The 20,937-nt window shown below is 37.6% G+C and carries 20 protein-coding genes; 14 read left to right on the top strand and 6 right to left on the bottom strand.

Going from position 1 to position 20,937, the window contains the following annotated elements; genetic code table 11:
• Window positions 1–3 precede the first annotated feature (3 nt).
• The 4 genes from recF to dnaA all read right to left on the bottom strand — a co-directional run bounded on the left by recF (window position 4) and on the right by dnaA (window position 4,258).
• Entirely contained in the window at window positions 4–1,116 is a 1,113-nt protein-coding gene (gene recF, locus AAFN87_RS18335) for a DNA replication/repair protein RecF (RefSeq protein WP_347792504.1), read from the bottom strand.
• Window positions 1,116–1,340, bottom strand: a complete 225-nt coding sequence (gene yaaA, locus AAFN87_RS18330; RefSeq protein WP_347792503.1) for a S4 domain-containing protein YaaA — start codon at window positions 1,338–1,340, stop codon at window positions 1,116–1,118. Before yaaA ends, recF begins: the two co-directional genes overlap by 1 nt.
• Window positions 1,341–1,591: 251 nt before the next feature.
• Entirely contained in the window at window positions 1,592–2,728 is a 1,137-nt protein-coding gene (gene dnaN, locus AAFN87_RS18325; RefSeq protein WP_347792502.1) for a DNA polymerase III subunit beta, read from the bottom strand.
• Window positions 2,729–2,896: 168 nt separating this feature from the next.
• Window positions 2,897–4,258, bottom strand: a complete 1,362-nt coding sequence (gene dnaA, locus AAFN87_RS18320) for a chromosomal replication initiator protein DnaA (RefSeq protein WP_481886493.1) — start codon at window positions 4,256–4,258, stop codon at window positions 2,897–2,899.
• A gap of 515 nt (window positions 4,259–4,773) precedes the next feature.
• On the opposite strand from dnaA, the gene rpmH reads away from it, so the two are divergent.
• The 11 genes from rpmH to AAFN87_RS18265 all read left to right on the top strand — a co-directional run bounded on the left by rpmH (window position 4,774) and on the right by AAFN87_RS18265 (window position 14,959).
• Window positions 4,774–4,908 (top strand): 50S ribosomal protein L34, encoded by a 135-nt coding sequence (gene rpmH, locus AAFN87_RS18315; protein WP_004233310.1) that lies wholly within the window; start codon window positions 4,774–4,776, stop codon window positions 4,906–4,908.
• A gap of 97 nt (window positions 4,909–5,005) precedes the next feature.
• A complete protein-coding gene (gene rnpA, locus AAFN87_RS18310) occupies window positions 5,006–5,350 on the top strand; it encodes a ribonuclease P protein component (protein ID WP_347792500.1) in 345 nt (114 codons plus the stop codon).
• A gap of 133 nt (window positions 5,351–5,483) precedes the next feature.
• On the top strand, window positions 5,484–6,254 hold the full coding sequence (yidC, locus tag AAFN87_RS18305; protein WP_347792499.1) for a membrane protein insertase YidC: 771 nt from the start codon (window positions 5,484–5,486) through the stop codon (window positions 6,252–6,254).
• Window positions 6,251–7,039: an RNA-binding cell elongation regulator Jag/EloR gene (gene jag, locus AAFN87_RS18300; RefSeq protein WP_347792498.1), complete on the top strand. Its 789-nt coding sequence runs from the start codon at window positions 6,251–6,253 to the stop codon at window positions 7,037–7,039. Before yidC ends, jag begins: the two co-directional genes overlap by 4 nt.
• Before the next feature lie 254 nt (window positions 7,040–7,293).
• Window positions 7,294–8,679, top strand: a complete 1,386-nt coding sequence (gene mnmE / locus AAFN87_RS18295; protein ID WP_347792497.1) for a tRNA uridine-5-carboxymethylaminomethyl(34) synthesis GTPase MnmE — start codon at window positions 7,294–7,296, stop codon at window positions 8,677–8,679.
• Between the two features lie 30 nt (window positions 8,680–8,709).
• On the top strand, window positions 8,710–10,605 hold the full coding sequence (gene mnmG / locus AAFN87_RS18290) for a tRNA uridine-5-carboxymethylaminomethyl(34) synthesis enzyme MnmG (RefSeq protein WP_347792496.1): 1,896 nt from the start codon (window positions 8,710–8,712) through the stop codon (window positions 10,603–10,605).
• A gap of 51 nt (window positions 10,606–10,656) precedes the next feature.
• On the top strand, window positions 10,657–11,370 hold the full coding sequence (gene rsmG, locus AAFN87_RS18285; RefSeq protein WP_347792495.1) for a 16S rRNA (guanine(527)-N(7))-methyltransferase RsmG: 714 nt from the start codon (window positions 10,657–10,659) through the stop codon (window positions 11,368–11,370).
• A gap of 194 nt (window positions 11,371–11,564) precedes the next feature.
• Window positions 11,565–12,446 (top strand): nucleoid occlusion protein, encoded by an 882-nt coding sequence (noc, locus tag AAFN87_RS18280; protein ID WP_347792494.1) that lies wholly within the window; start codon window positions 11,565–11,567, stop codon window positions 12,444–12,446.
• A gap of 178 nt (window positions 12,447–12,624) precedes the next feature.
• Window positions 12,625–13,386, top strand: coding sequence for a ParA family protein (locus AAFN87_RS18275; RefSeq protein WP_347792493.1), 762 nt, complete (start codon window positions 12,625–12,627; stop codon window positions 13,384–13,386).
• Window positions 13,379–14,224, top strand: coding sequence for a ParB/RepB/Spo0J family partition protein (locus tag AAFN87_RS18270; protein WP_347792492.1), 846 nt, complete (start codon window positions 13,379–13,381; stop codon window positions 14,222–14,224). The genes AAFN87_RS18275 and AAFN87_RS18270 overlap by 8 nt, the downstream gene beginning before the upstream one ends.
• A gap of 30 nt (window positions 14,225–14,254) precedes the next feature.
• Window positions 14,255–14,959, top strand: a complete 705-nt coding sequence (locus AAFN87_RS18265; RefSeq protein WP_347792491.1) for a DUF554 domain-containing protein — start codon at window positions 14,255–14,257, stop codon at window positions 14,957–14,959.
• Here the strand turns inward: AAFN87_RS18265 and yyaC are convergent.
• Entirely contained in the window at window positions 14,876–15,496 is a 621-nt protein-coding gene (gene yyaC, locus AAFN87_RS18260; RefSeq protein WP_347792490.1) for a spore protease YyaC, read from the bottom strand. The genes AAFN87_RS18265 and yyaC overlap by 84 nt on opposite strands.
• A 113-nt stretch (window positions 15,497–15,609) precedes the next feature.
• Here yyaC and AAFN87_RS18255 point away from each other — a divergent pair, with 113 nt between their 5' ends.
• The 3 genes from AAFN87_RS18255 (at window position 15,610) to ychF (ending at window position 17,951) form a co-directional block, all read left to right on the top strand.
• Window positions 15,610–16,530: a mechanosensitive ion channel family protein gene (locus tag AAFN87_RS18255; RefSeq protein ID WP_347792489.1), complete on the top strand. Its 921-nt coding sequence runs from the start codon at window positions 15,610–15,612 to the stop codon at window positions 16,528–16,530.
• Between the two features lies 1 nt (window position 16,531).
• Window positions 16,532–16,732 (top strand): DUF951 domain-containing protein, encoded by a 201-nt coding sequence (locus AAFN87_RS18250; protein ID WP_347792488.1) that lies wholly within the window; start codon window positions 16,532–16,534, stop codon window positions 16,730–16,732.
• A 118-nt stretch (window positions 16,733–16,850) separates the two neighbouring features.
• Complete coding sequence (ychF, locus tag AAFN87_RS18245; protein ID WP_347792487.1) at window positions 16,851–17,951, top strand: redox-regulated ATPase YchF; 1,101 nt, start codon at window positions 16,851–16,853, stop codon at window positions 17,949–17,951.
• A 165-nt stretch (window positions 17,952–18,116) separates the two neighbouring features.
• On the opposite strand, the gene AAFN87_RS18240 is transcribed toward ychF, so the two are convergent.
• Window positions 18,117–20,924, bottom strand: coding sequence for an NHL repeat-containing protein (locus AAFN87_RS18240; RefSeq protein WP_347792486.1), 2,808 nt, complete (start codon window positions 20,922–20,924; stop codon window positions 18,117–18,119).
• Window positions 20,925–20,937: the final 13 nt, after the last annotated feature.

Here is a 20,937-nt window from a genome sequence, read left to right as displayed (position 1 = left end):
ACACTATATTTCGATTTCCCCTTGTTTCACGTGAAACAATTTTGCATGCGTCATTGTTTCATGATGAATACCTTCCACACTCGTAGTAGTAACAAACGTTTGTACTTCCCCTTGAATGGTATTTAACAAATGAGATTGTCTGTAGTCATCGAGCTCCGATAACACATCATCTAGTAATAATATCGGTGTTTCTTTCGTTTCTTGTTTAATGAGTTCAATTTCAGCTAGTTTCAGTGACAAAGCTGTTGTTCGCTGTTGACCTTGTGAACCGTATATTTGAACATCGTAATCATTAACAAAAAATTGCAAATCATCACGATGCGGACCAATTAATGTCACACCGCGCTCAAGCTCTCTTTTTTTTACTTCGGCTAACTTTTTTTCTAAATGGGCTTCCATCTCTTCAGCTGTTTGACTCGAATCTAAACCTGCTATAGGACGATATTGAATAACAAGCTTTTCTAAACCTCGTGAAATCCCTGCGTGAATTGGTTCTGCCCAAGCCTGCAAAAGCTCCATAAATTGAAATCTTTTGCGAATAATTTGTACTGCAGCACGTATATACTGCTCTGTATAAACATCAAACATTACATCATTTAGTGAAGAACGTCCTTGATTGCTTTTTAAAATAGAGTTGCGTTGTTTTAAAATCTTTTGAAATGTTAATAAATCATGTAAATATACAGGCGAAATTTGACCGATTTCCATATCGATAAATCGGCGTCTCAGTTGCGGACTCCCTTTGACAACATTTAAGTCTTCTGGTGCAAACATTACGACATTCATTTGCCCGATATAATTACTAAGGCGTGATTGCTCTAAATGATTTATTTTACCCTTTTTCCCTTTTTTTGATACCGTTAATTCTATTGGGAGGCTACCATAACGTTTTTGTACAACACCTTCTATTTTACCATAGTCTGAACCCCAGCGTATTAATTCTTTATCGTTCGAAGTGCGGTGAGACTTTGCCATCGCTAAAACATAAATTGATTCCATCACATTCGTTTTACCTTGCGCATTTTCCCCGATAAATACGTTGATTTTTGGTGAAAAATCCAGCATTAGCGATTCGTAATTACGATAATTCGTAAGATGTAAACGCTCGATATTCATTAATTTGACCCGTTGTCTAAAATACGGAAGCGACCGATACCTGGAATGTTAACGATATCCCCATTACGTAATTTACGTCCGCGGCGATCATCAACTTCTCCGTTCACATATACATCGTGTTCACTTAAAAACCATTTCGCCATGCCCCCTGAACTAATAGCATCTGTCATTTTTAAAACTTGGCCTAACGTCACAAATTCTGTATCAATCATTATGTCTTGCACTATTTTCCATCCTCCGCTATTTAAAATCTATCCTTCTATCATACCAAAAAATTATATAAGAAGTAAGAAAAGAGCATTAACGTCTGTTTACACTCGTCAAACTGCTCTTCTAATTGGTTGTCGCAATGGCATTAGCGTAAGTGCTTGTATACTATTGCAACCCAAAAGGTTTATTTCTTATAGTCTTTGAAAGTAAAATGTCCAAAAGGTTCAAATTTGAACCTTCCGGACATTTACTTGTCATTTTTTAATTAGTAAGTACGCACTGGTAAAATCAGTTGAAGAATTGCATCGTCGTGAATCGAACGTAAAATAAACGGACGCATTGCACCAGTAAATTGGATTAGAACATCTTGTCCATCAATTGCCTTTAATGCTTCCATCATGTATTTCGCACTAAAGGAAATTTTTAAACTTTCCCCTTCTAACGCCTCAACTGGAATTTGCTCTTCTACTTTCCCTATTTCAGGTGAGTTCGACGAAATTTCCACCGTATTATCTTCTAATGTTTCAAAACGAACAACATTATTACGATCTTCTCTAGCAAGAAGTGATGCACGGTCAATAGCTTGCAATAATGACTTCCCATTAATTGTAACATTCGTTTTATAGTCTTCTGGTATTAAACGAGATGTGTCTGGGTAATTGCCTTCTAGTAAACGAGAGAAAAATAAAACATCCTCCGTTTTAAACAACACTTGTTGGTTTGTCATTGCAATTTGCACCGGATTTGTCGTATCTTCTAAAATTTTATTTAATTCGTTTAAGCTTTTACCTGGAATGACAACACTACTTACATCTTCTGGTAATTGCTCTAACTTTGTTTTGCGGCGCGCCAAACGGTGACTATCCGTTGCAATGCATATTAATTCATCTCCAGAAATTTCCCAGTTTACACCTGTCAATACCGGGCGAGTTTCTGATGTTGCGACAGCGAATACTGTTTCGCGAATAATTGATTTTAATAAGTCTGCAGGAATAGCAAATTGACGATCAGCAGATACTTCTGGTAATAACGGATATTCCGATGCATCTGATCCGATTAAGTGGAAATCAGATTTACCTGAACGGATAAGTGTAGCGAAGCCTGTTGATACTTCAATTTCAACATCATTTGTTGGTAATTTGCGTACGATTTCATTAAACATACGAGCTTGTAACACAATAGAGCCTGTTTGCATTACATTAATTAGCTGTTCTCCATTTTCTTCAACAGGAATAAATGTTTGGATCGTAATATCTGCATCACTCCCTGTTAAATGGACACCTTCGTTAGTTACATCAATTTTAATCCCCGTTAAAATCGGAATTGTCGTTTTTGAACTAACAGCTTTCATGACGTCATTTAAACCTGCAAGTAAACGGTCACGCATAATATCGAATTTCATAGTCTAACCCCACTTATATAATAATTTTTTATAATAAAAGATAAATAGATATAGTAATAGGCGCTGTGGATTTGTGGATAAGTGCCTTTTTACCAATAAAATCAGTCTATCCACATGTAGATAGACTGTGTATAAGTTTGTGCGAAAAAGCTAAAGTTATCAACAATATTATTTGCCTAGCATACTGCGAATTTGTTTAATATCTTGCTGTAATTGTTGATCTTGTTTCAGTAATGTTGAGATTTTTTCATGTGCATGTATAACGGTTGTATGGTCACGGCCGCCGAATTCCTCCCCAATTTTAGGTAGCGAGAAGTCTGTAAGTTCACGAGATAAGTACATAGCGACTTGTCGCGGAAAGGCGATCGATTTTGTTCGTTTTTTAGCTTTAAAGTCTTCTAAACGTATGCTGAAATGTTCTCCAACTGCGTTTTGAATATCTAAAATTGAAATCATTCGTGGTTTTGAGTTTGGAATAATATCCTTTAAAGCAGCAGCAGCAAGCTCTGGTGTGACATCCTCATTAACTAGTGATGAGTAAGCAACTACGCGAATTAATGCCCCTTCTAGTTCACGAATATTCGTATCTACTTGATTTGCTATATACAGCATTACTTCATTTGGAATGTTTAAACCGTCAGCTTTTGCTTTTTTTCGTAAAATTGCAATACGTGTTTCTAAATCAGGTGGTGCGATATCTGTAATTAAACCCCATTCAAAGCGTGAACGCAGGCGATCCTCTAGCGTCGGAATTTCCTTAGGTGGTCGGTCACTTGAGATTACAATTTGCTTTGATTCTTCATGTAACGTATTAAATGTGTGGAAAAATTCCTCTTGTGTAGACTCTTTTCCTGCTAAAAATTGAATATCGTCAATTAAAAGTACATCGACATTACGATATTTATTACGGAAATCGATTGCTTTATTATCACGAATAGAGTTAATAAACTCGTTTGTAAATTTTTCAGAGGATAAGTATACAACTTTTGCATTTGGGTTATGTTCTAATACATAGTGGCCAATTGCGTGCATCAAGTGGGTTTTGCCTAACCCTACTCCCCCGTATATAAAGAACGGGTTATAAGCCTTTGCAGGTGCTTCTGCTACTGCAAGAGAAGCTGCATGGGCAAATCGATTACCAGAACCAATAACAAACGTATCGAATGTATATTTAGGGTTCAACATCCCCGGCGAAGTTTCATGATAATCGTGATCTCTCGCTTGGATTTTGGGTGCTGGTAGTTCGAAATCATCCGAGTCCTGATCTTTTTGAACGACAAATTTAATAAGCAAATCTTCGCCTGTTAACTCAGTTAAAATGCCCGTAATTAAGTGAATATAATGGTTTTCAAGCCAATCACGCGCAAATGAGTTCGGTGCTGCAATCGTTACATTTGTCCCTTTACATGACAAAAGCTTTGTCGATTTCAGCCACGTTTCGAAGCTTGGTTTTGAAATTTTTTGTTCAACTTGAGCCAGGACATTATTCCATAATTCTTCTAAATGTTCCAAGCTTGCTCGTCCTTTCATCTTCGTTTAATAGAAAAACGAAACTAAAATACATTTATTTTTAATAGGAAATATTTTAACATACACATATTAACAGGTTGTGGATAAATTATATCCTAAGTTAGTGTAAAAAACTATCCACAGATTATCAACAACTGTGGATAAAATATTTCCCAAGAAAATACTCCACAAAGGAAAACACAATTATCGTATCAAAAAAAACGAGTGATTTCAATACTTTAAGAAACTTATCCACAAAAACAATAATTACGCACACAAGAGTTGTCCACAGGGTATGGGTTTGTGAAAAAGTTGTCGATAACGTATGTGGATAATTTTTGTGGTAAAAAAACTATCCACAACGTATTTCCCGAGGTAGTAAGTGACTTGTGGATAAATAATAGAGAGGCGGTAAATGGAAAGAGAGAGATTTTGATTAAGACGTTGACAAAGTAATTGGTTTCTATATATAATATGCAGGTCTGTATGTAGAGATAGATATTAGAACTCTTAGAATGTAGGAGGTGTATATATACATGAAACGCACATACCAACCTAAAAAACGTAAGCACAGTAAAGTACACGGTTTCCGCGCACGTATGAGTACAAAAAACGGCCGTAAAGTATTAGCTGCTCGTCGTCGTAAAGGAAGAAAAGTATTATCAGCATAAGTCCACTGAGCCACATCAGTGGTCTTTTTTTTCTTTCATAAACGATAACTAGGGCGGAAAAAAGAGGTACCAATGATTAGATGGAGCAGGTGAAGGAATGAATAAACGCCAACGAATAAAGAAAAATGAAGAGTTTCAAAAGGTGTTTAAAAAAGGTAAGTCTTTTGCGAATCGCCAATTTGTTGTGTATTGCTTAAAAAAAGAACAACAATCGGAGTTTCGCATCGGCTTATCGGTAAGTAAGAAGATTGGTAAAGCTGTTACGCGAAATCAAGTAAAGCGTTACCTTCGTCAAACATTTTTGGAGTTAAAAGATGAAGTAAGACAAGATATGGATTATGTTATTATCGCCCGACACCAGGCGGCCACTTTAAATTTCCACGAAACAAAGAAAAGTGTGGAACATGTTTTAAGAATTGCAAAAGTTTTAAAAAAGAAATAAGATATTCTATTTCAATTTAGTGAATTTATAGACGCATATAAAATATACGGAATAATTAGTAGAGTGTACGCGCCAACACATGGTAAAATAGCGTCATAAATAAAACTGAATAGTTGCTTTAGGAGGAAGAAGGTTGAAGAAAAGACTTTGGATGGTTCTGACACTCGTATCGGCGGCTCTATTGTTATCTGGGTGCTCAGAATTTGGTCAACCAATCTCAGCGGAAAGCAAAGGCTTTTGGAATGAGTTTATCGTTTGGCCACTAGTTTCTGTTATTAAATTTTTTGCTGATCTTTTAGGGACATACGCATTAGGGATTATTGTCGTAACAATTATAATCCGTCTTGCGATTTTACCATTAACAATCAAGCAAATTAAAAGTTCGAAAAAAATGCAAGAAGTACAACCGAAGATGAAGGAGCTACAAGCGAAATACAGCTCTAAAGATGCGGCTACTCAACAAAAATACCAGCAAGAAATGATGGCATTAATGCAAAATGCAGGTGTCAATCCACTAGCTGGATGTTTACCGGTATTAATTCAAATGCCGATTTTAATTGGTTTTTATCATGCGATTAGTCGTATGAATGCTACGCCAGCGTTTGATTTAGGGACGTTTTTAATTTTCCCGTTAGCAGAACCAAGTCCAGTTTTAGCAATTTGTGCAGGTGCTATCCAATTTGTCGTATTAATGACAGGTCCAGCAGTAGACAATCCTCAAATGAAAATCATGATGTACATCATGCCATTAATGATTATCGGATTTGGTATGGCTTTACCAGCAGCATTACCATTATATTGGGTTGTCGGAAATATCGTATCAGTAATTCAAAACCTTGTGATTTATAAGCCTTGGAATAAAAACAAAACAGAAGCTACTACTACAGGAGGGGCAAAAAAGTGAAACAACTTACGCAAATAGGCGCAACTGAACAGGAAGCGATCTCATTGGCGTTACAAAAGCTTGGCAAAACCCGTGAACAAGTAGATGTTGAAGTTTTACAAAAAGGTAAAAAAGGATTTTTAGGTTTTGGTGCACGTCCCTTTGAGGTACGTGTCACTGTGAAAGAAGAAGTTCAATTAGTTGAAAATCTAGCTGTAGAAGAAGCACCAATTCAAGAACCACAAGTGGATCAACCACTTGAAGCAGTTAACGGGGAGCAAGCTCAAACTGACGTCATTGAAGACCGGATTCAATCAGCAGAACAACAAGAACTACCTCAAGAAGAACGACAAGTAGACCCAGTCCAAGAAGCTAAGGCATATATAATTAGCATAGCAAAGGATATGGGCATTACAGATTTACGTATCGAGCATAAAACTGAAGGCAAATATACGTCTTTCAAGTTAGAAAGTGAAAAGGCAGCGTTACTTATTGGTAAGCGAGGACAAACGTTAAATGCTATCCAGCAATTAACACAGCTTGTACTTAACAAAAGTGCGAAGTCATTTATGCTAGTTAAACTCGATGTAGAAGATTATCGCGAACGTCGCCGCGTTGCTCTGGAGCAATTAGCTGAGCGCATGGCGGATAAAGCAATTCATACAGGTAAGCAAGTTGTCTTTGAACCAATGCCATCATATGAACGGAAAATTATCCATCATACATTGGCAAACCGTCTGGATATTGAAACATATTCAGAGGGAACGGAGCCAAACCGCTATTTAGTAATTGAACCTGTAAAATAACCAGTTTGGACATACAGACAATATGAGAGCGGTCTATTTTCGGTGAAAATAGATCGTTTTCTTTTTGCCTAAGATTAGTATGCTGCCAGCACCGAATGATTTAAATAAAGAGTGATGTATGGAAACGGACTTCTATTTATGCCAATATGCTTTACTTTAGATTTTACTGAAAATATGGTAGTCTAAGTTGTTAGAAAGTATGGTTCGAATGGAGTTATCCACATGTGGATAAAGTTAGCATAGGAGGTATAGCAATGGAGTTTAATACGATTGCTGCGATATCCACACCGATGGGAGAAGGCGCGATTGCCATAGTTCGTTTAAGTGGGGATGAAGCAGTAGCGATTGCAGATAAAATATTTAAATCACCAAGCGGCAAAAAATTAGCTGAGCAAGCAACACATACGATTCATTATGGGCATTTAATCGATCCGAAGACAGGGGAAGTAGTCGAGGAAGTTATGCTGTCATTAATGCGCGGACCAAAAACGTTCACGCGTGAAGATGTAATCGAAATTAACTGCCATGGTGGGATCGTATCTGTTAATCGTGTATTACAATTAGTACTTCGGAACGGTGCAACAATTGCTGAGCCTGGTGAGTTTACAAAGCGCGCATTTTTAAATGGTCGAATTGATTTATCACAAGCAGAGGCTGTAATGGATTTAATTCGAGCGAAAACTGATCGTGCCATGAATATGGCTCTTGGGCAAATGGATGGGAAACTTTCACGTTTAATTGGAGATTTGCGCCAAGCTTTACTTGAAACATTAGCGCAAGTTGAAGTAAATATCGATTACCCAGAGTATGATGATGTAGAGGAAATGACGGTACCTGTATTACTTGAGAAATGTAGCTGGGTCCGTAATGAAATCGTAAAATTACTACAAACATCATCACAAGGGAAAATTTTACGCGAAGGGCTATCCACTGTTATTTTAGGTCGCCCAAACGTAGGGAAATCTTCACTATTAAACAGTTTGGTACAGGAAAATAAAGCGATTGTCACAGAAATTGCAGGGACAACGCGTGATATTATAGAAGAATACGTCAACGTACGTGGCGTACCATTACGTCTAGTTGATACAGCCGGTATTCGTGAAACAGAAGATATTGTGGAACGAATTGGTGTCGAACGTTCTCGTGAAGCATTAAAAGGCGCAGATTTAATTTTACTTGTGCTGAATGCAGCAGAAAGTTTATCACTTGAAGATGAACGTTTATTTGAAACAATCAAAAACATGGACTACATCGTGGTAGTGAATAAAACAGATTTACCACGCCAAATAGATTTACAACGTGTACAGGAGTTAGCAGGCAATCACCGTGTAGTAACGACGTCGCTATTAAAAGAAGAGGGTATTATGGAGCTTGAAGAAGCAATTGCAGCCCTATTCTTTGAAGGACAGGTTGAAGCAGGAGATCTGACGTATGTATCAAATGCACGCCATATTGCATTATTACACAAAGCACAAAGTACGGTTGAAGATGCATTGGCCGCTGCTGAAGCAGGTGTACCAGTGGATATGGTACAAATCGATGTAACACGTACATGGGAAATTCTCGGGGAAATTGTCGGTGATACTGTACAGGAAAGCTTAATTAATCAGCTATTCTCACAATTCTGTTTAGGGAAATAGCCATTCATATAGAGAAAGGAAGATACGAGCATGTCAACAAAATATGAGGCAGGCACGTTTGATGTTATCGTAGTCGGTGCAGGTCACGCAGGCGCTGAAGCAGCTTACGCATCAGCGAAAATAGGTGCTAAAACATTAATGCTAACAATTAACTTAGATATGATTGCGTTTATGCCATGTAATCCATCTATCGGTGGTCCTGCAAAGGGGATCGTCGTACGCGAAATTGATGCACTTGGCGGCGCGATGGGGAAAGTTATTGATAAAACGCATATTCAAATGCGTATGTTAAATACGGGTAAAGGTCCGGCGGTACGTGCATTACGTGCGCAAGCAGATAAAGTACTTTATCAGCAAGAAATGAAGCGTCTACTAGAAGAGCAAGAGAACTTACAAATAAATCAAGCGATGGTAGAAGAGTTAATTATTGAAGATGGTGAAATTCGCGGTGTTATTACGCAAATCGGTGCTATTTATCGTGCAAAAGCAGTTATTATTACGACTGGTACATTTTTGCGCGGTGAAATAATTATTGGCGACTTGAAATATTCAAGTGGTCCAAATAACCAACAACCATCAATTAAGCTAGCTGATAATTTAAAAGAAATTGGCTTTGATTTAGTGCGCTTTAAAACAGGTACACCACCACGTGTAAATAGCCGTACAATCGACTATTCTAAAACAGAAATCCAACCAGGTGATGATGTGCCGCATGCTTTCAGCTTTGAAACAACTGAATTCATTATGGATCAGCTCCCATGCTGGTTAACATATACTAGTACGCAAACACATGAAATTATTGAAGAAAACCTACATCTTTCACCGATGTATTCAGGTATGATTAAAGGAACGGGCCCTCGCTATTGCCCATCAATTGAAGATAAAGTTGTGAGATTTAATGATAAACCACGTCATCAAATTTTCTTAGAGCCAGAAGGACGTAATACGCGTGAAGTATATGTGCAAGGCTTATCAACAAGCTTACCAGAGCATGTACAAAAACGGTTAGTAGCATCTGTTCCAGGTCTAGAAAATGCTGAAATGATGCGTGCAGGATATGCGATTGAATACGATGCGATTGTGCCAACACAATTATGGCCAACGTTAGAAACAAAACGTATAAAAGGGTTATATACAGCAGGTCAAATTAACGGTACATCTGGTTACGAGGAAGCGGCTGCACAAGGCTTAATGGCAGGTATGAATGCAGCAGCGAAAGTACTTGGCAAAGAAGAAATCATTTTAAGCCGAGCAGAAGCGTATATCGGTGTATTAATTGACGATTTAATAACTAAAGGTACGCCTGAACCTTACCGTCTATTAACATCACGTGCAGAATATCGTTTATTGCTACGTCATGACAATGCAGATTTACGTTTAACGGATATCGGGTATAAGATTGGCATGATTTCAGAAGAACGCTATGCACAGTTCACAGCAAAACGTGAGCAAGTCCAAGCTGAAATTGCCCGTTTACGTGAAGTTATTATTAAGCCGAATGAACAAACTCAAGAAACAATTCGTTCGGTTGGTGGAACAGAGTTAAAAGATGGCATCCGTGGCGCAGATTTATTAAAACGTACGGAAATGCACTATGATTTAGTCGCATCATTAACACCATCTGGAGTAGATCTTTCAGAAGAAGCTAAAGAACAAATTGAAATTCAATTAAAATACGAAGGCTATATTCAAAAAGCATTACAGCAAGTCGAAAGGCTACGCAAAATGGAAGATAAAAAAATTCCAGAGAACATTGATTATGATGCAATTTCGAGCTTAGCAACAGAGGCTCGTCAAAAGCTGAATGAAGTGCGTCCATTATCAATTGCACAAGCATCTCGTATTGCAGGTGTAAATCCGGCAGATATTTCAATTTTACTTGTTTATATTGAGCAAGGGAAAATCGCACGTGTAGCAAACGATTAAATTTGGTAAGAGCGCTTCTATGTAGGCGCTCTTTATGTAAAGGAGATTCCTATGAACGAACAACAATTTATTGAAGCGTTAAAGGAAAAAGGTATTGAGCTAACAGAAATACAAATCGCTCAGTTTAAAAAATATTTTGAGCTACTTGTTGAGTGGAATGAAAAAATGAACTTAACAGCGATTACAGATTTAGAAGGTGTCTATTTAAAGCATTTCTATGATTCAATTAGTACAAGCTTCTATTTTGATTTTACCAAAGTACAATCTGTTTGTGATGTTGGTGCAGGTGCAGGTTTCCCGAGCCTACCGATAAAAATTTGTTTCCCTCATTTACACATTACAATTGTCGATTCACTCAATAAACGTATTACCTTTTTAACTCATTTAAGTGAAGAACTTGGGTTGGAGAATGTATCATTTGTTCACGCACGCGCGGAGGAATTTGGACAAAATGCAAAATACCGTGAGCAGTTCGATGTCGTGACGGCCCGTGCTGTAGCGCGCTTGTCTGTATTATCTGAGCTATGTGTACCGCTTGCTAAACAAGGTGGTTATTTTGTTGCATTAAAAGCGGCTGCAGGAAAAGAAGAATTGAAGGATGCAAAAAAAGCGATTACTACTCTTGGCACGGAGTTGAATGAAGAATTTTCATTCACACTACCCGTTGAAGAAAGCGAGCGCACACTTTATATTTTCGATAAGGTGAAACAAACGCCAAAGAAATATCCTCGTAAACCAGGTGTTCCGAACAAAACACCAATTTAGATAATATATTTTTTGGCATGTGATAGATATTTTCTCTATCTCATGCATACATAATTATATTGGCCTTTTTTTAAAAGATGAGGTCGCCAATATACTTTTGTTAAAATAAACTTTTATTCTATGTACATTTCAGCCCGAATAATAAATAATATTCATAATGAGTAAGATAGTTTCTTAAAGGTGGTGCCACTCGGATGAAAAGTCCTTTTTCACGTTTTTTCGGAGGCGGAAAAGAGCCTGAAGTGAAAAGTGAAGTAGAAGCTGTAGCTGTAGAAGAGAATATGGCAATGGAAGAAGTAGTGAAAATTTCCATTGGTAAAATTGTACCGAATCGTTTTCAACCTCGTACAGTATTTGATGATGAAAAAATTGAAGAATTATCAAGAACAATCCATACACATGGTGTAATTCAGCCGATTGTTGTGCGTCGTCGAGATGGTGAAGATGTATATGAAATTATTGCAGGTGAGCGTCGTTATCGTGCAATGAAAAAATTACAATGGACTGAAGTACCGGCGATTGTACGTAATTTGAGTGATAAGGAAACGGCGTCGATTGCATTAATAGAAAATCTTCAGCGTGAAGAGTTAACAGCAATCGAAGAAGCCCTTGCTTATCAACAATTGCTTGAACTTCATTCACTCACTCAAGAAGCCCTCGCTCAGCGTTTAGGAAAAGGTCAGTCAACAGTAGCTAATAAATTGCGCTTACTTAAATTACCTCAATTTGTCCAAGAGGCGATTTTAAAGCGGGAAATTACAGAACGACATGCACGTGCGCTTATTGCTGTAAAAGATGAACAATTGCAAATGCAATTAATTGCAGCAGTGATTGAATACGACTGGAATGTACGTCAATTAGAAAATCAAATTCAGCAAATTTTAGAGCCACAAGAAGAGACTGTAAAAAAAGAAAAGCCAAAGCGCAAAGCAATTAGTAAAGATGTCCGTATTGCACTAAATACGATTAAACAATCACTATCAATGGTTACAAAAAGTGGTATACAAGTAAAAACAGAAGAGGAAGACACAGAGGAATATTATCAAATTACTGTGAAAATCCCTAAGAAAAAATAATATTACGCAATGATTCTCTCTCGCTTTATTTCTAGCGAGAGATTTTTATTTTAAAAATTAACAATAATCTTATGAACTATGTTTGTATTTTGATAGAATGAATTGTATAAGAAACTGTTTTTAAGTCTTATTGAAGTTACATATGTGATGAATTGAGTGATGGAAGCAGGTGGATAGTGTGGGGAAAGTGATCGCAATCGCCAATCAAAAAGGCGGTGTAGGAAAGACGACGACATCCGTCAACTTAAGTGCATGTTTAGCGTATTTAGGTAAGAAGGTGTTGCTCATTGATATTGACCCGCAAGGTAATACGACGAGTGGTGTTGGTATTAATAAAGGGGAAGTACAGTCATGCATATATGACATACTAATTGATGATGAAGATGTAAGAGCAACTGTTATACAATCAAACGTTGAAAATTTATTCGTAGTACCTGCGACGATTTCATTAGCGGGAGCGGAAATTGAGCTTGTTTCCACTATTTCACGTGAAGCTAGACTAAAAAATGCTTTACAGCATGTAAAAGGGGAATATGAGTATATAATTATTGATTGTCCGCCTTCGCTGGGGTTACTAACGATTAATGCGTTAATGGCAGCGGATTCGCTTATTATCCCTGTGCAATGTGAATATTATGCATTAGAAGGATTAAGTCAGTTATTATCGACTGTGAGATTGGTACAAAAGCATTTAAATAAAAATTTAATGATTGATGGCGTGCTTTTAACGATGCTAGATGCACGTACAAATTTAGGTATTCAAGTAATTGAAGAGGTAAAGAAATATTTCCAAGATAAAGTATATAAAACAGTTATTCCACGCAATATCCGTTTAAGTGAAGCACCGAGTCACGGTGAGCCGATTATTATTTATGATGCAAAATCGCGAGGTGCAGAAATGTATATAGAGCTAGCAAGGGAAGTGATTAAACATGGTTAAAGGATTAGGAAAAGGAATTGGCGCATTATTTCCAGAAGAAGCGATTCAACATGAAGCGAGCGTACAGCAAATTGACGTAACTAAGTTAGTAGCAAATCCATTCCAGCCACGAAAAGTCTTTAATGATGAGTCGATAGAGGAACTTGCACAGTCTATTCGTGAGCACGGTATTATTCAGCCGATTGTGGCACGAAAAAAAGGGAAGAAGTTTGAAATTGTCGCAGGAGAACGTCGCTACCGTGCAGCAAAAATTGCTGGACTAACAGAAATACCTGTTATCGTAAAAGACATGACTGAGCAGCAGATGATGGAAGTTGCCATTTTAGAAAACTTACAACGTGAAGATTTAACACCGATTGAAGAAGCGGAAGCGTATAGTAACTTAATTGACAAGCTTCATTTCACGCAAGAAGATTTAGCGAACCGACTAGGGAAAAGCCGTCCTCATATTGCGAACCATATCCGTTTACTGCAACTACCAGACGAAGTGCGTGCGATGGTCAATGAAGGCGCATTGTCGATGGGGCATGGACGGACGTTACTTGGTCTGAAAAATAAAAAGCAAATTTTTGAAGTCGCTAAAAAAGTAATAGCGCAACAGTTAAATGTGCGTCAAGTGGAAGCCCTTGTTCAGGCATTAAACGATGATGTTTCACGTGAAACAAAACCGCAACCACGCGATATTTTTGTACAAGCGACAGAATCGCAATTACGTGATTATTTCGGTACGAATGTCCAAATAAAGAAGCAAAAAGATAAAGGGAAAATCGAAATCGAATTCTACTCAGCAGAAGATTTAGAGCGTATTTTAGATATTTTACAAGTAGAAAGAGAGTAATAACGAGCCGCAATTAAGAGAGGGCAAGTCATGGTTTTATTAGGTTCATTAATTAATGCATTGTTCATTCTATTAGGGGGGGTTATTGGGCGGCTGTTTCGAAATATCCCTGAAAAAATGAAAGAAACTGTTATGTCAATCATCGGCTTAAGTGTAGCCGTTTTAGGTATTCAAATGAGTTTTGCGAGCAAAAATTTTGTCGTTATGATTATTAGTTTAGTTATAGGGGCGATACTAGGCGAATGGCTAGATCTAGATAAACGGTTTAATCGTTTCGGCAATTGGGTTGAATCATTGTTTGGTACGAAAAGTAATAGTTCAATTGCAGAGGGCTTTATCTCAGCGTCACTCATTTTTGTAATAGGTTCGATGGCGATTATTGGTGCATTAGATAGCGGTTTACGTAATGATCATAATGTGCTCATTACAAAAGGTATTATTGACGGTTTTATCTCGATTATTTTAGCATCTACTTTAGGAATTGGTGTGTTATTATCAGCCATCCCAGTAATTTTATATCAAGGTACTATTGCGATAGCTTCGGGTTTTATAAGCTCCTACATCCCGCAAGCAGCCCTTGATTTATTCATTCAGGAAATGACAGCAACAGGTGGTGTTATGATATTAGCAATTGGTTTGAATATCGTTGGTTTAACGAAAATTCGAGTAGCCAATTTGTTGCCTAGTTTTGTTGTAGTTGGGATAATTGTAGCTAGTATTTTTATTTTTCAATAAGTGCCGCTGCCAAGATAGCTGTAGGGCACGAGCAATTTTTTCACTCATCGTATACGTTAAGTGAAGTCTTGTGTTTTGCAATACTTGTGCTTCCATAAAGCCTCCAACGTTGACAACGCCTTTGATGGACAAGTCACCGATTGGGGGTAATTGTTTTTTTACAGCTCGTCCAGGGTAAAGCGGACCTTCATCGACGATAATCATACCAATCCGACTTTGTTCACCTAGGCATGCATCAATTGCTATGACAAAAGGTATTTCTATACCTATTTGCAAATCATTATATGTGTCTAGCAAGTTGAGTGCATGAAGTGGTTTTTCTAGTGTTCCAATCACTTCAAATGGGAAGGCGAAGTTACTTGTTAACTGGCTACCGATTAATGGACCGAGCGCATCGCCTGTAGAACGGTCTGTGCCGATGCAACAAAAAACTAGCCTATCATGTCCGAAGGGAATTGTTTGTAAAAATATTTCACTTAGTTGCCAAACTGCGCTAGACTTTTCATAGTGAACAGACAAATTTGTGTTATTTTGCATAAACATAGTCTCACTTTCTTATTTAAAGTTTATTACTCGTTTTCAAATTAAAAATACGTTATATTTATGCAGTATATTCAAATTGTTAATCCGTTATACAAGAGGTGGAAAAAATGGGAACAGAAGAACTAAATTTGGCGACAGGTGATTTAAAAGGGTTAAACCGAATAAGCCAAAAGTTTTTGGATTTTGTGACGAGCCAAGAACTATGGGATTTTGTTATAGTAGCATCCATTAAAATAATCGCGATTGTCTTAGTATCGTATTTAGCAATTCGAATTGGGAATAAAATTATTACGAATATATTTACATTACGCATGCGTACGCCACTCAAATATTCAGAACGACGTCAAAAAACAATATTAAAGTTACTCCAAAGTGTACTGTCTTATTTAGTTTATTTTTCAGCAATTATGGGGATTTTAGCATCTCTTCATATTCAAGTTGCTGGTTTACTTGCCGGGGCAGGGATTGCTGGTTTAGCAATTGGTTTTGGTGCACAAAGCTTAGTTAAGGACGTAATTACAGGATTTTTTATTATTTTCGAAGATCAGTTTGCTGTTGGTGATTACATTAAAATTAATACGGCAGAAGGTACAGTCGTTGAGATTGGCTTGCGTACAACAAAGATAAAAGGGTCAACTGGTGAACAATTTATAATTCCGAACGGTTTGATAACGGATGTTGTGAACTATTCTATTAATAACTCAAAAGTAATGATTGATATGCATCTCGCTGTTGATGCAAATATTGAAAAAGCTGAAAAGGTAATTACGGCTTATTTAGAAACGTTACCAAAAGTGCATCCTGAGCTTGTTAGTGCACCGACATTTCTAGGTGTACAGAGCATTACAGGGACAGAGGTAACGGTTCGTATTATGGCAGAGACATTACCGTTACAGCAATACGGAGTAACACGTACAATTCGTCGTGATGTAAAGGAATTATTAGAGAAGAACGGTATTCCTATTCCGTATCCGAAAATGATGTTGTATGACCGTGTGATGGGTCGAGAAGTTGAAGGGGGAGAATAACTTGAACCAAAAGTCATTTGAGCTAAATGATATTGTAGAAATGAAAAAGCAACATCCATGTGGAACGAATGCATGGAAAATTATTCGTCTAGGTGCGGATATTCGTATTAAATGTGAAGGATGCGGGCATAGCGTACTTATCCCTCGACGGGAATTTGAAAAAAAAATGAAAAAAGTAATTACGAGGGTGAACGAATCTTAGTTTTTTGACCTAGGTTCAATGTTTCAGCAGCATTAGACTTTTATTCCATGAATCAATATAATAGATAGGGTTATCAACTAGTAAAAAATGAACAAAACTTAGAAAGGTTGTGTCATGCATGGCATTAACAGCTGGTATCGTAGGCTTACCGAACGTTGGTAAATCGACACTATTTAACGCAATAACAAAAGCAGGTGCACTCGCTGCTAACTATCCATTCGCAACAATCGATCCGAACGTAGGGATTGTTGAAGTACCGGATGCACGTTTAGATAAATTAACAGAATTAGTAGAACCAAAGAAAACTGTACCAACAGCATTTGAATTTACGGACATTGCAGGGATCGTAAAAGGTGCTTCTAAAGGTGAAGGTTTAGGGAATAAATTTTTAGCGCATATCCGAGAAGTAGACGCAATTTGCCAAGTTGTACGCTGCTTTGTGGACGAAAATATTACGCACGTATCCGGTTCAGTTAATCCGATCGATGATATCGAAGTAATTAACTTGGAGCTTATTTTAGCGGACATGGAGTCTGTTGATAAGCGCATTCAACGCGTTTCAAAAATGGCCAAACAAAAAGATAAAGAGGCTATGATTGAAGAGCCAATTTTACTGAAAATTAAAGAAGTGTTAGAAGCTGAAAAACCAGCGCGCGCGGCAGATCTTTCTGATGACGAGAAGAAGATTATTAAAGGTCTACACTTGTTAACTATTAAACCTATGCTTTATGTTGCAAACGTATCTGAAGATGAAGTTGCAGATGCAGCTAACAATGAGTATGTGAAAATGGTACGTGATTTTGCAGCTGCTGAAGGAGCGCAAGTCATTACAATTTGTGCAAAAATCGAAGAAGAAATTTCTGAGTTAGATGACGAAGAAAAAGCGATGTTCCTAGAAGAGTTAGGTATCGAAGAATCTGGTTTAGACCAATTAATTCGCGCTTCTTATGATTTACTAGGTCTTGCAACTTACTTTACTGCAGGTGTACAAGAAGTACGTGCATGGACATTCCGTAAAGGTATGAAAGCACCACAATGCGCAGGCGTTATCCATACTGACTTCGAACGAGGATTCATCCGTGCGGAAACTGTTGCATACGAAGATTTAGTAGAATACGGTTCAATGACGGCTGCCAAAGAAGCAGGTAAAGTACGTTTAGAAGGTAAAGAATATATCGTTCAAGACGGCGATATTATGTTATTCCGATTTAATGTGTAAATAGATAAGGGTCCGTCTGAAAAAACATTTTGCGACGAGGATGGTGGCATTTTGATGCGACCACCACAGGAGCAATATTTGAAAATGGATAATTATTAATGATTAAAGGGGGTGTCCAGAAAGTAAAAACTTTCTGGACACCCCCTTTCGTAATTTATAAACAAATCAATCTAGCTCATTAGGTTGATTGCCTTTACCAGGTTTATCAGGTTGATTGCCCTTTCCTGGTTTGTCAGGCTGATTCCCTTTACCAGGCTTATCAGGTTGATTGCCCTTCCCTGGTTTGTCAGGCTGGTTTCCTTTGCCTGGTTTTGTTGGACCTGGAACCTTTTCTCGTTCAAACGTTAATTGAATATCATCAAAATAAGCCCCGTTTGTTGTGAAGTAATTGGAAGCTCCAAGGAAAATACGTGCATATTTTGCTCCTTCTAGTGCAGGTACGATTGCTTGTACAGTTTGCCACTCTTTATGTCCACCACGCACGTGAATGATATTTTCACCGTCTTTATCTGTCCCTACTTGCACACCGTTTTCATTATAATAACGTAAGAAGAAGCTGACACTACCATCCTCTAAAAATAGCTTTGTTGAAGCAGTATATGTTTGTCCTGCCTCAATCGGAATTAAATTAGATTGCGCAAAAACTGTTTCATTTTGAGCTGTATCTACTATTTTCAAGCTTGCTGCGCCATCTATTGAACGTAGATTACTCACTTCAAATTTTACATTGGCTGAAAAAGCACCAAATAGCGATGACCAACCTGGAATGACATTTTTTTTGACACGTTCTTCAAAGCTAGGATTCTCAAGTGTCACATTTACAGTTTCCATTTCTGGTACTTCTGGCGTTTCCACTTCGCCACCATCGATTACAGGAATCATATATAAATGAGTCGCTGTTGCATCAATATAGTAGATGTTTTCATTACCAGCTGCATCTTGTGCTAACACCATGAAATCGATCTCTGGTCCAGATGAAATGAGTGATACAGAGTCGAGCGTTTTTGGATCCAAGACAGATAATTTCCCGGCAACATCAGTGTATAATAGCCCGTCTTGACCAAATTCGATATGAACAGGGCGCCACATACCGCGATTTTTAATTTGTGGATATAAGTTTTTATATTTTACAACGTCAAGCGTTTCAGGATTTAATGCGAAAATAATACCATCCACAGCGCCCCATAATAGCTCATCCGGTCCAAATGTTAGACCGCTAATCATTGGAGGCGCATCTAATTCAGGAATAGCTAATTCAGTTTCTTTAATTACTCGCTCAGATGCGATATCCCATACAAATAACTTTGCTTTAGTTGCAGTAGGGTTAATATCTAGACCACCACGAATAGTTGTTGAGCCGTAAATTTTTCCGTTTTTCATGGCTAAGCCGACAATGCTATGATCTTTGATGACATTTGGGTATGTTAATTTGGTACTCGATAATGTATCAAAAATAGTTAAGGATCCACCTAATTTTTGATAGTTAGGGATTGTTCCAATTAATAGCTTACTATCTTCAAATTTCATAATATATGGGCGATCTTGATCGTAATCAGTCTTCAATTCAAATAATGTTTGGAGAGCTAATGTATCAGTATTCATTTTTTGAATAACTGCCCCTGGATAAATACCGAAGTATAGGTCATTATTTTTTCCAGCTACAATACCTTCTGCTTGTCCTTGGCTATAAGTGACGAATTGATTTGTTTTTGTGTTGAACTTAGAACCTTTAGGACCACCAGGATATGTCGTCATATATAGATTGCCATCTGGACCTTCACCTAAATTGTGTAATTTTAAAGGGGAAGCAACCATTGCGCCTGGTAGTGTTTTTGTTGTTCCTGTTTCTAAATTTGCAATGAAAATTTGACCTAATCTTGTCATAGTAACGACGGAGGCACCAGGTAAGTCAGGTGTACCGAATTCCATTGCCGCACCGCCACGCAATCCTGCTGCGAAACTAATACCTGTACGGCGGATTTCGAATGTTGTCATATTTACTTCGACGATTTCTCTGTTATGAATAACATAAATTTTGTCATCCTTAGTAGGGATCTGAATAAATCCAAAACTACCAAAATCATTTGCTGTGCCATCATGTAATTTTGCTAGTTTAACATCTTCTACCCATTGCTGAGTGAGCAAATTATAAAATAAAATGGCCCCTTCTTTTCCTTCATCAAAACGTGTTACTAAATAATGCCCTGCGATACTCATATCATAAGCGAAATTAATATCAGCTAAAGGCTTGCCGATAATGTTCGGTACATTTTTTGTAATGTCTTCTTTTGCTAACGTAGTCGTATTGATGCGATAGACTTTTCCAGATACGCCTAAACCAGCATATAAATAGCCGTCATAGTATTCTAATGAGCGAATATAACTGCCATTCCCACTATCGATCTTGCCTAAATCAATAAATTGATTAGTAGGTACATCATACTTAAAAATACGCCCATCGTTTTCTGCGTACGTACCAACGTACAAATTGCCTGCATCATCTGTTGTACTACTCCATACTTGATGAGTTGGACTTGGGACACCTAGCTTTGTTACTTTTTTCGTTTGTGGAGAATAACGCCACACCTCACCAATATTAGCGTTAGCAAGTGCAGCGATATACACATTGCCATCTTTGGCAATGGAGTGACTCCATACTTGAGAAACACCTTCTAATTGTTGAGAGAACAATAGTTCATTCGTTTTGACATCGACAATATTGAAAATACCGCCGTTTGCTGTTGCATAGACAACGTTTCTACCATCCTCTTGACCGAAAACAGCATTTATTAATACAACTTCTGATGCACCAATGCCTAAGTTTACGGGTTGTTTAAATCCCCGATTTTTTAACTGTGCAATGACGTTTTCTTCGTTAGCGTGGGTCGTATTGCTGTACATGAAGGAAAAAGCAAATACAACTACTAAAGTAAGCAAAATTTTACGTATACTTCTTTTTGAACGAATTAACATAGAAAGCCTCCTT

The organism is Solibacillus sp. CAU 1738 (genome assembly GCF_039888725.1).
In the GTDB taxonomy this organism is placed as follows: Bacteria; Bacillota; Bacilli; order Bacillales_A; family Planococcaceae; genus Metasolibacillus.
This window is presented reverse-complemented; position numbering and strand designations above follow the sequence as displayed.

Bases quoted from the DNA above. Each gene is read 5' to 3' on its own strand.
- rpmH (WP_004233310.1), top strand. From the start codon at position 4,774: ATGAAACGCACATACCAACCTAAAAAACGTAAGCACAGTAAAGTACAC.
- rsmG (WP_347792495.1), top strand. From the start codon at position 10,657: ATGAACGAACAACAATTTATTGAAGCGTTAAAGGAAAAAGGTATTGAG.
- AAFN87_RS18255 (WP_347792489.1), top strand. From the start codon at position 15,610: ATGGGAACAGAAGAACTAAATTTGGCGACAGGTGATTTAAAAGGGTTA.
- dnaN (WP_347792502.1), bottom strand. From the start codon at position 2,728: ATGAAATTCGATATTATGCGTGACCGTTTACTTGCAGGTTTAAATGAC.
- dnaA (WP_481886493.1), bottom strand. From the start codon at position 4,258: ATGAAAGGACGAGCAAGCTTGGAACATTTAGAAGAATTATGGAATAAT.
- AAFN87_RS18240 (WP_347792486.1), bottom strand. From the start codon at position 20,924: ATGTTAATTCGTTCAAAAAGAAGTATACGTAAAATTTTGCTTACTTTA.
- rnpA (WP_347792500.1), top strand. From the start codon at position 5,006: ATGAATAAACGCCAACGAATAAAGAAAAATGAAGAGTTTCAAAAGGTG.
- ychF (WP_347792487.1), top strand. From the start codon at position 16,851: ATGGCATTAACAGCTGGTATCGTAGGCTTACCGAACGTTGGTAAATCG.
- AAFN87_RS18265 (WP_347792491.1), top strand. From the start codon at position 14,255: ATGGTTTTATTAGGTTCATTAATTAATGCATTGTTCATTCTATTAGGG.
- recF (WP_347792504.1), bottom strand. From the start codon at position 1,116: ATGAATATCGAGCGTTTACATCTTACGAATTATCGTAATTACGAATCG.
- AAFN87_RS18270 (WP_347792492.1), top strand. From the start codon at position 13,379: ATGGTTAAAGGATTAGGAAAAGGAATTGGCGCATTATTTCCAGAAGAA.
- noc (WP_347792494.1), top strand. From the start codon at position 11,565: ATGAAAAGTCCTTTTTCACGTTTTTTCGGAGGCGGAAAAGAGCCTGAA.
- mnmE (WP_347792497.1), top strand. From the start codon at position 7,294: ATGGAGTTTAATACGATTGCTGCGATATCCACACCGATGGGAGAAGGC.
- yyaC (WP_347792490.1), bottom strand. From the start codon at position 15,496: ATGCAAAATAACACAAATTTGTCTGTTCACTATGAAAAGTCTAGCGCA.
- mnmG (WP_347792496.1), top strand. From the start codon at position 8,710: ATGTCAACAAAATATGAGGCAGGCACGTTTGATGTTATCGTAGTCGGT.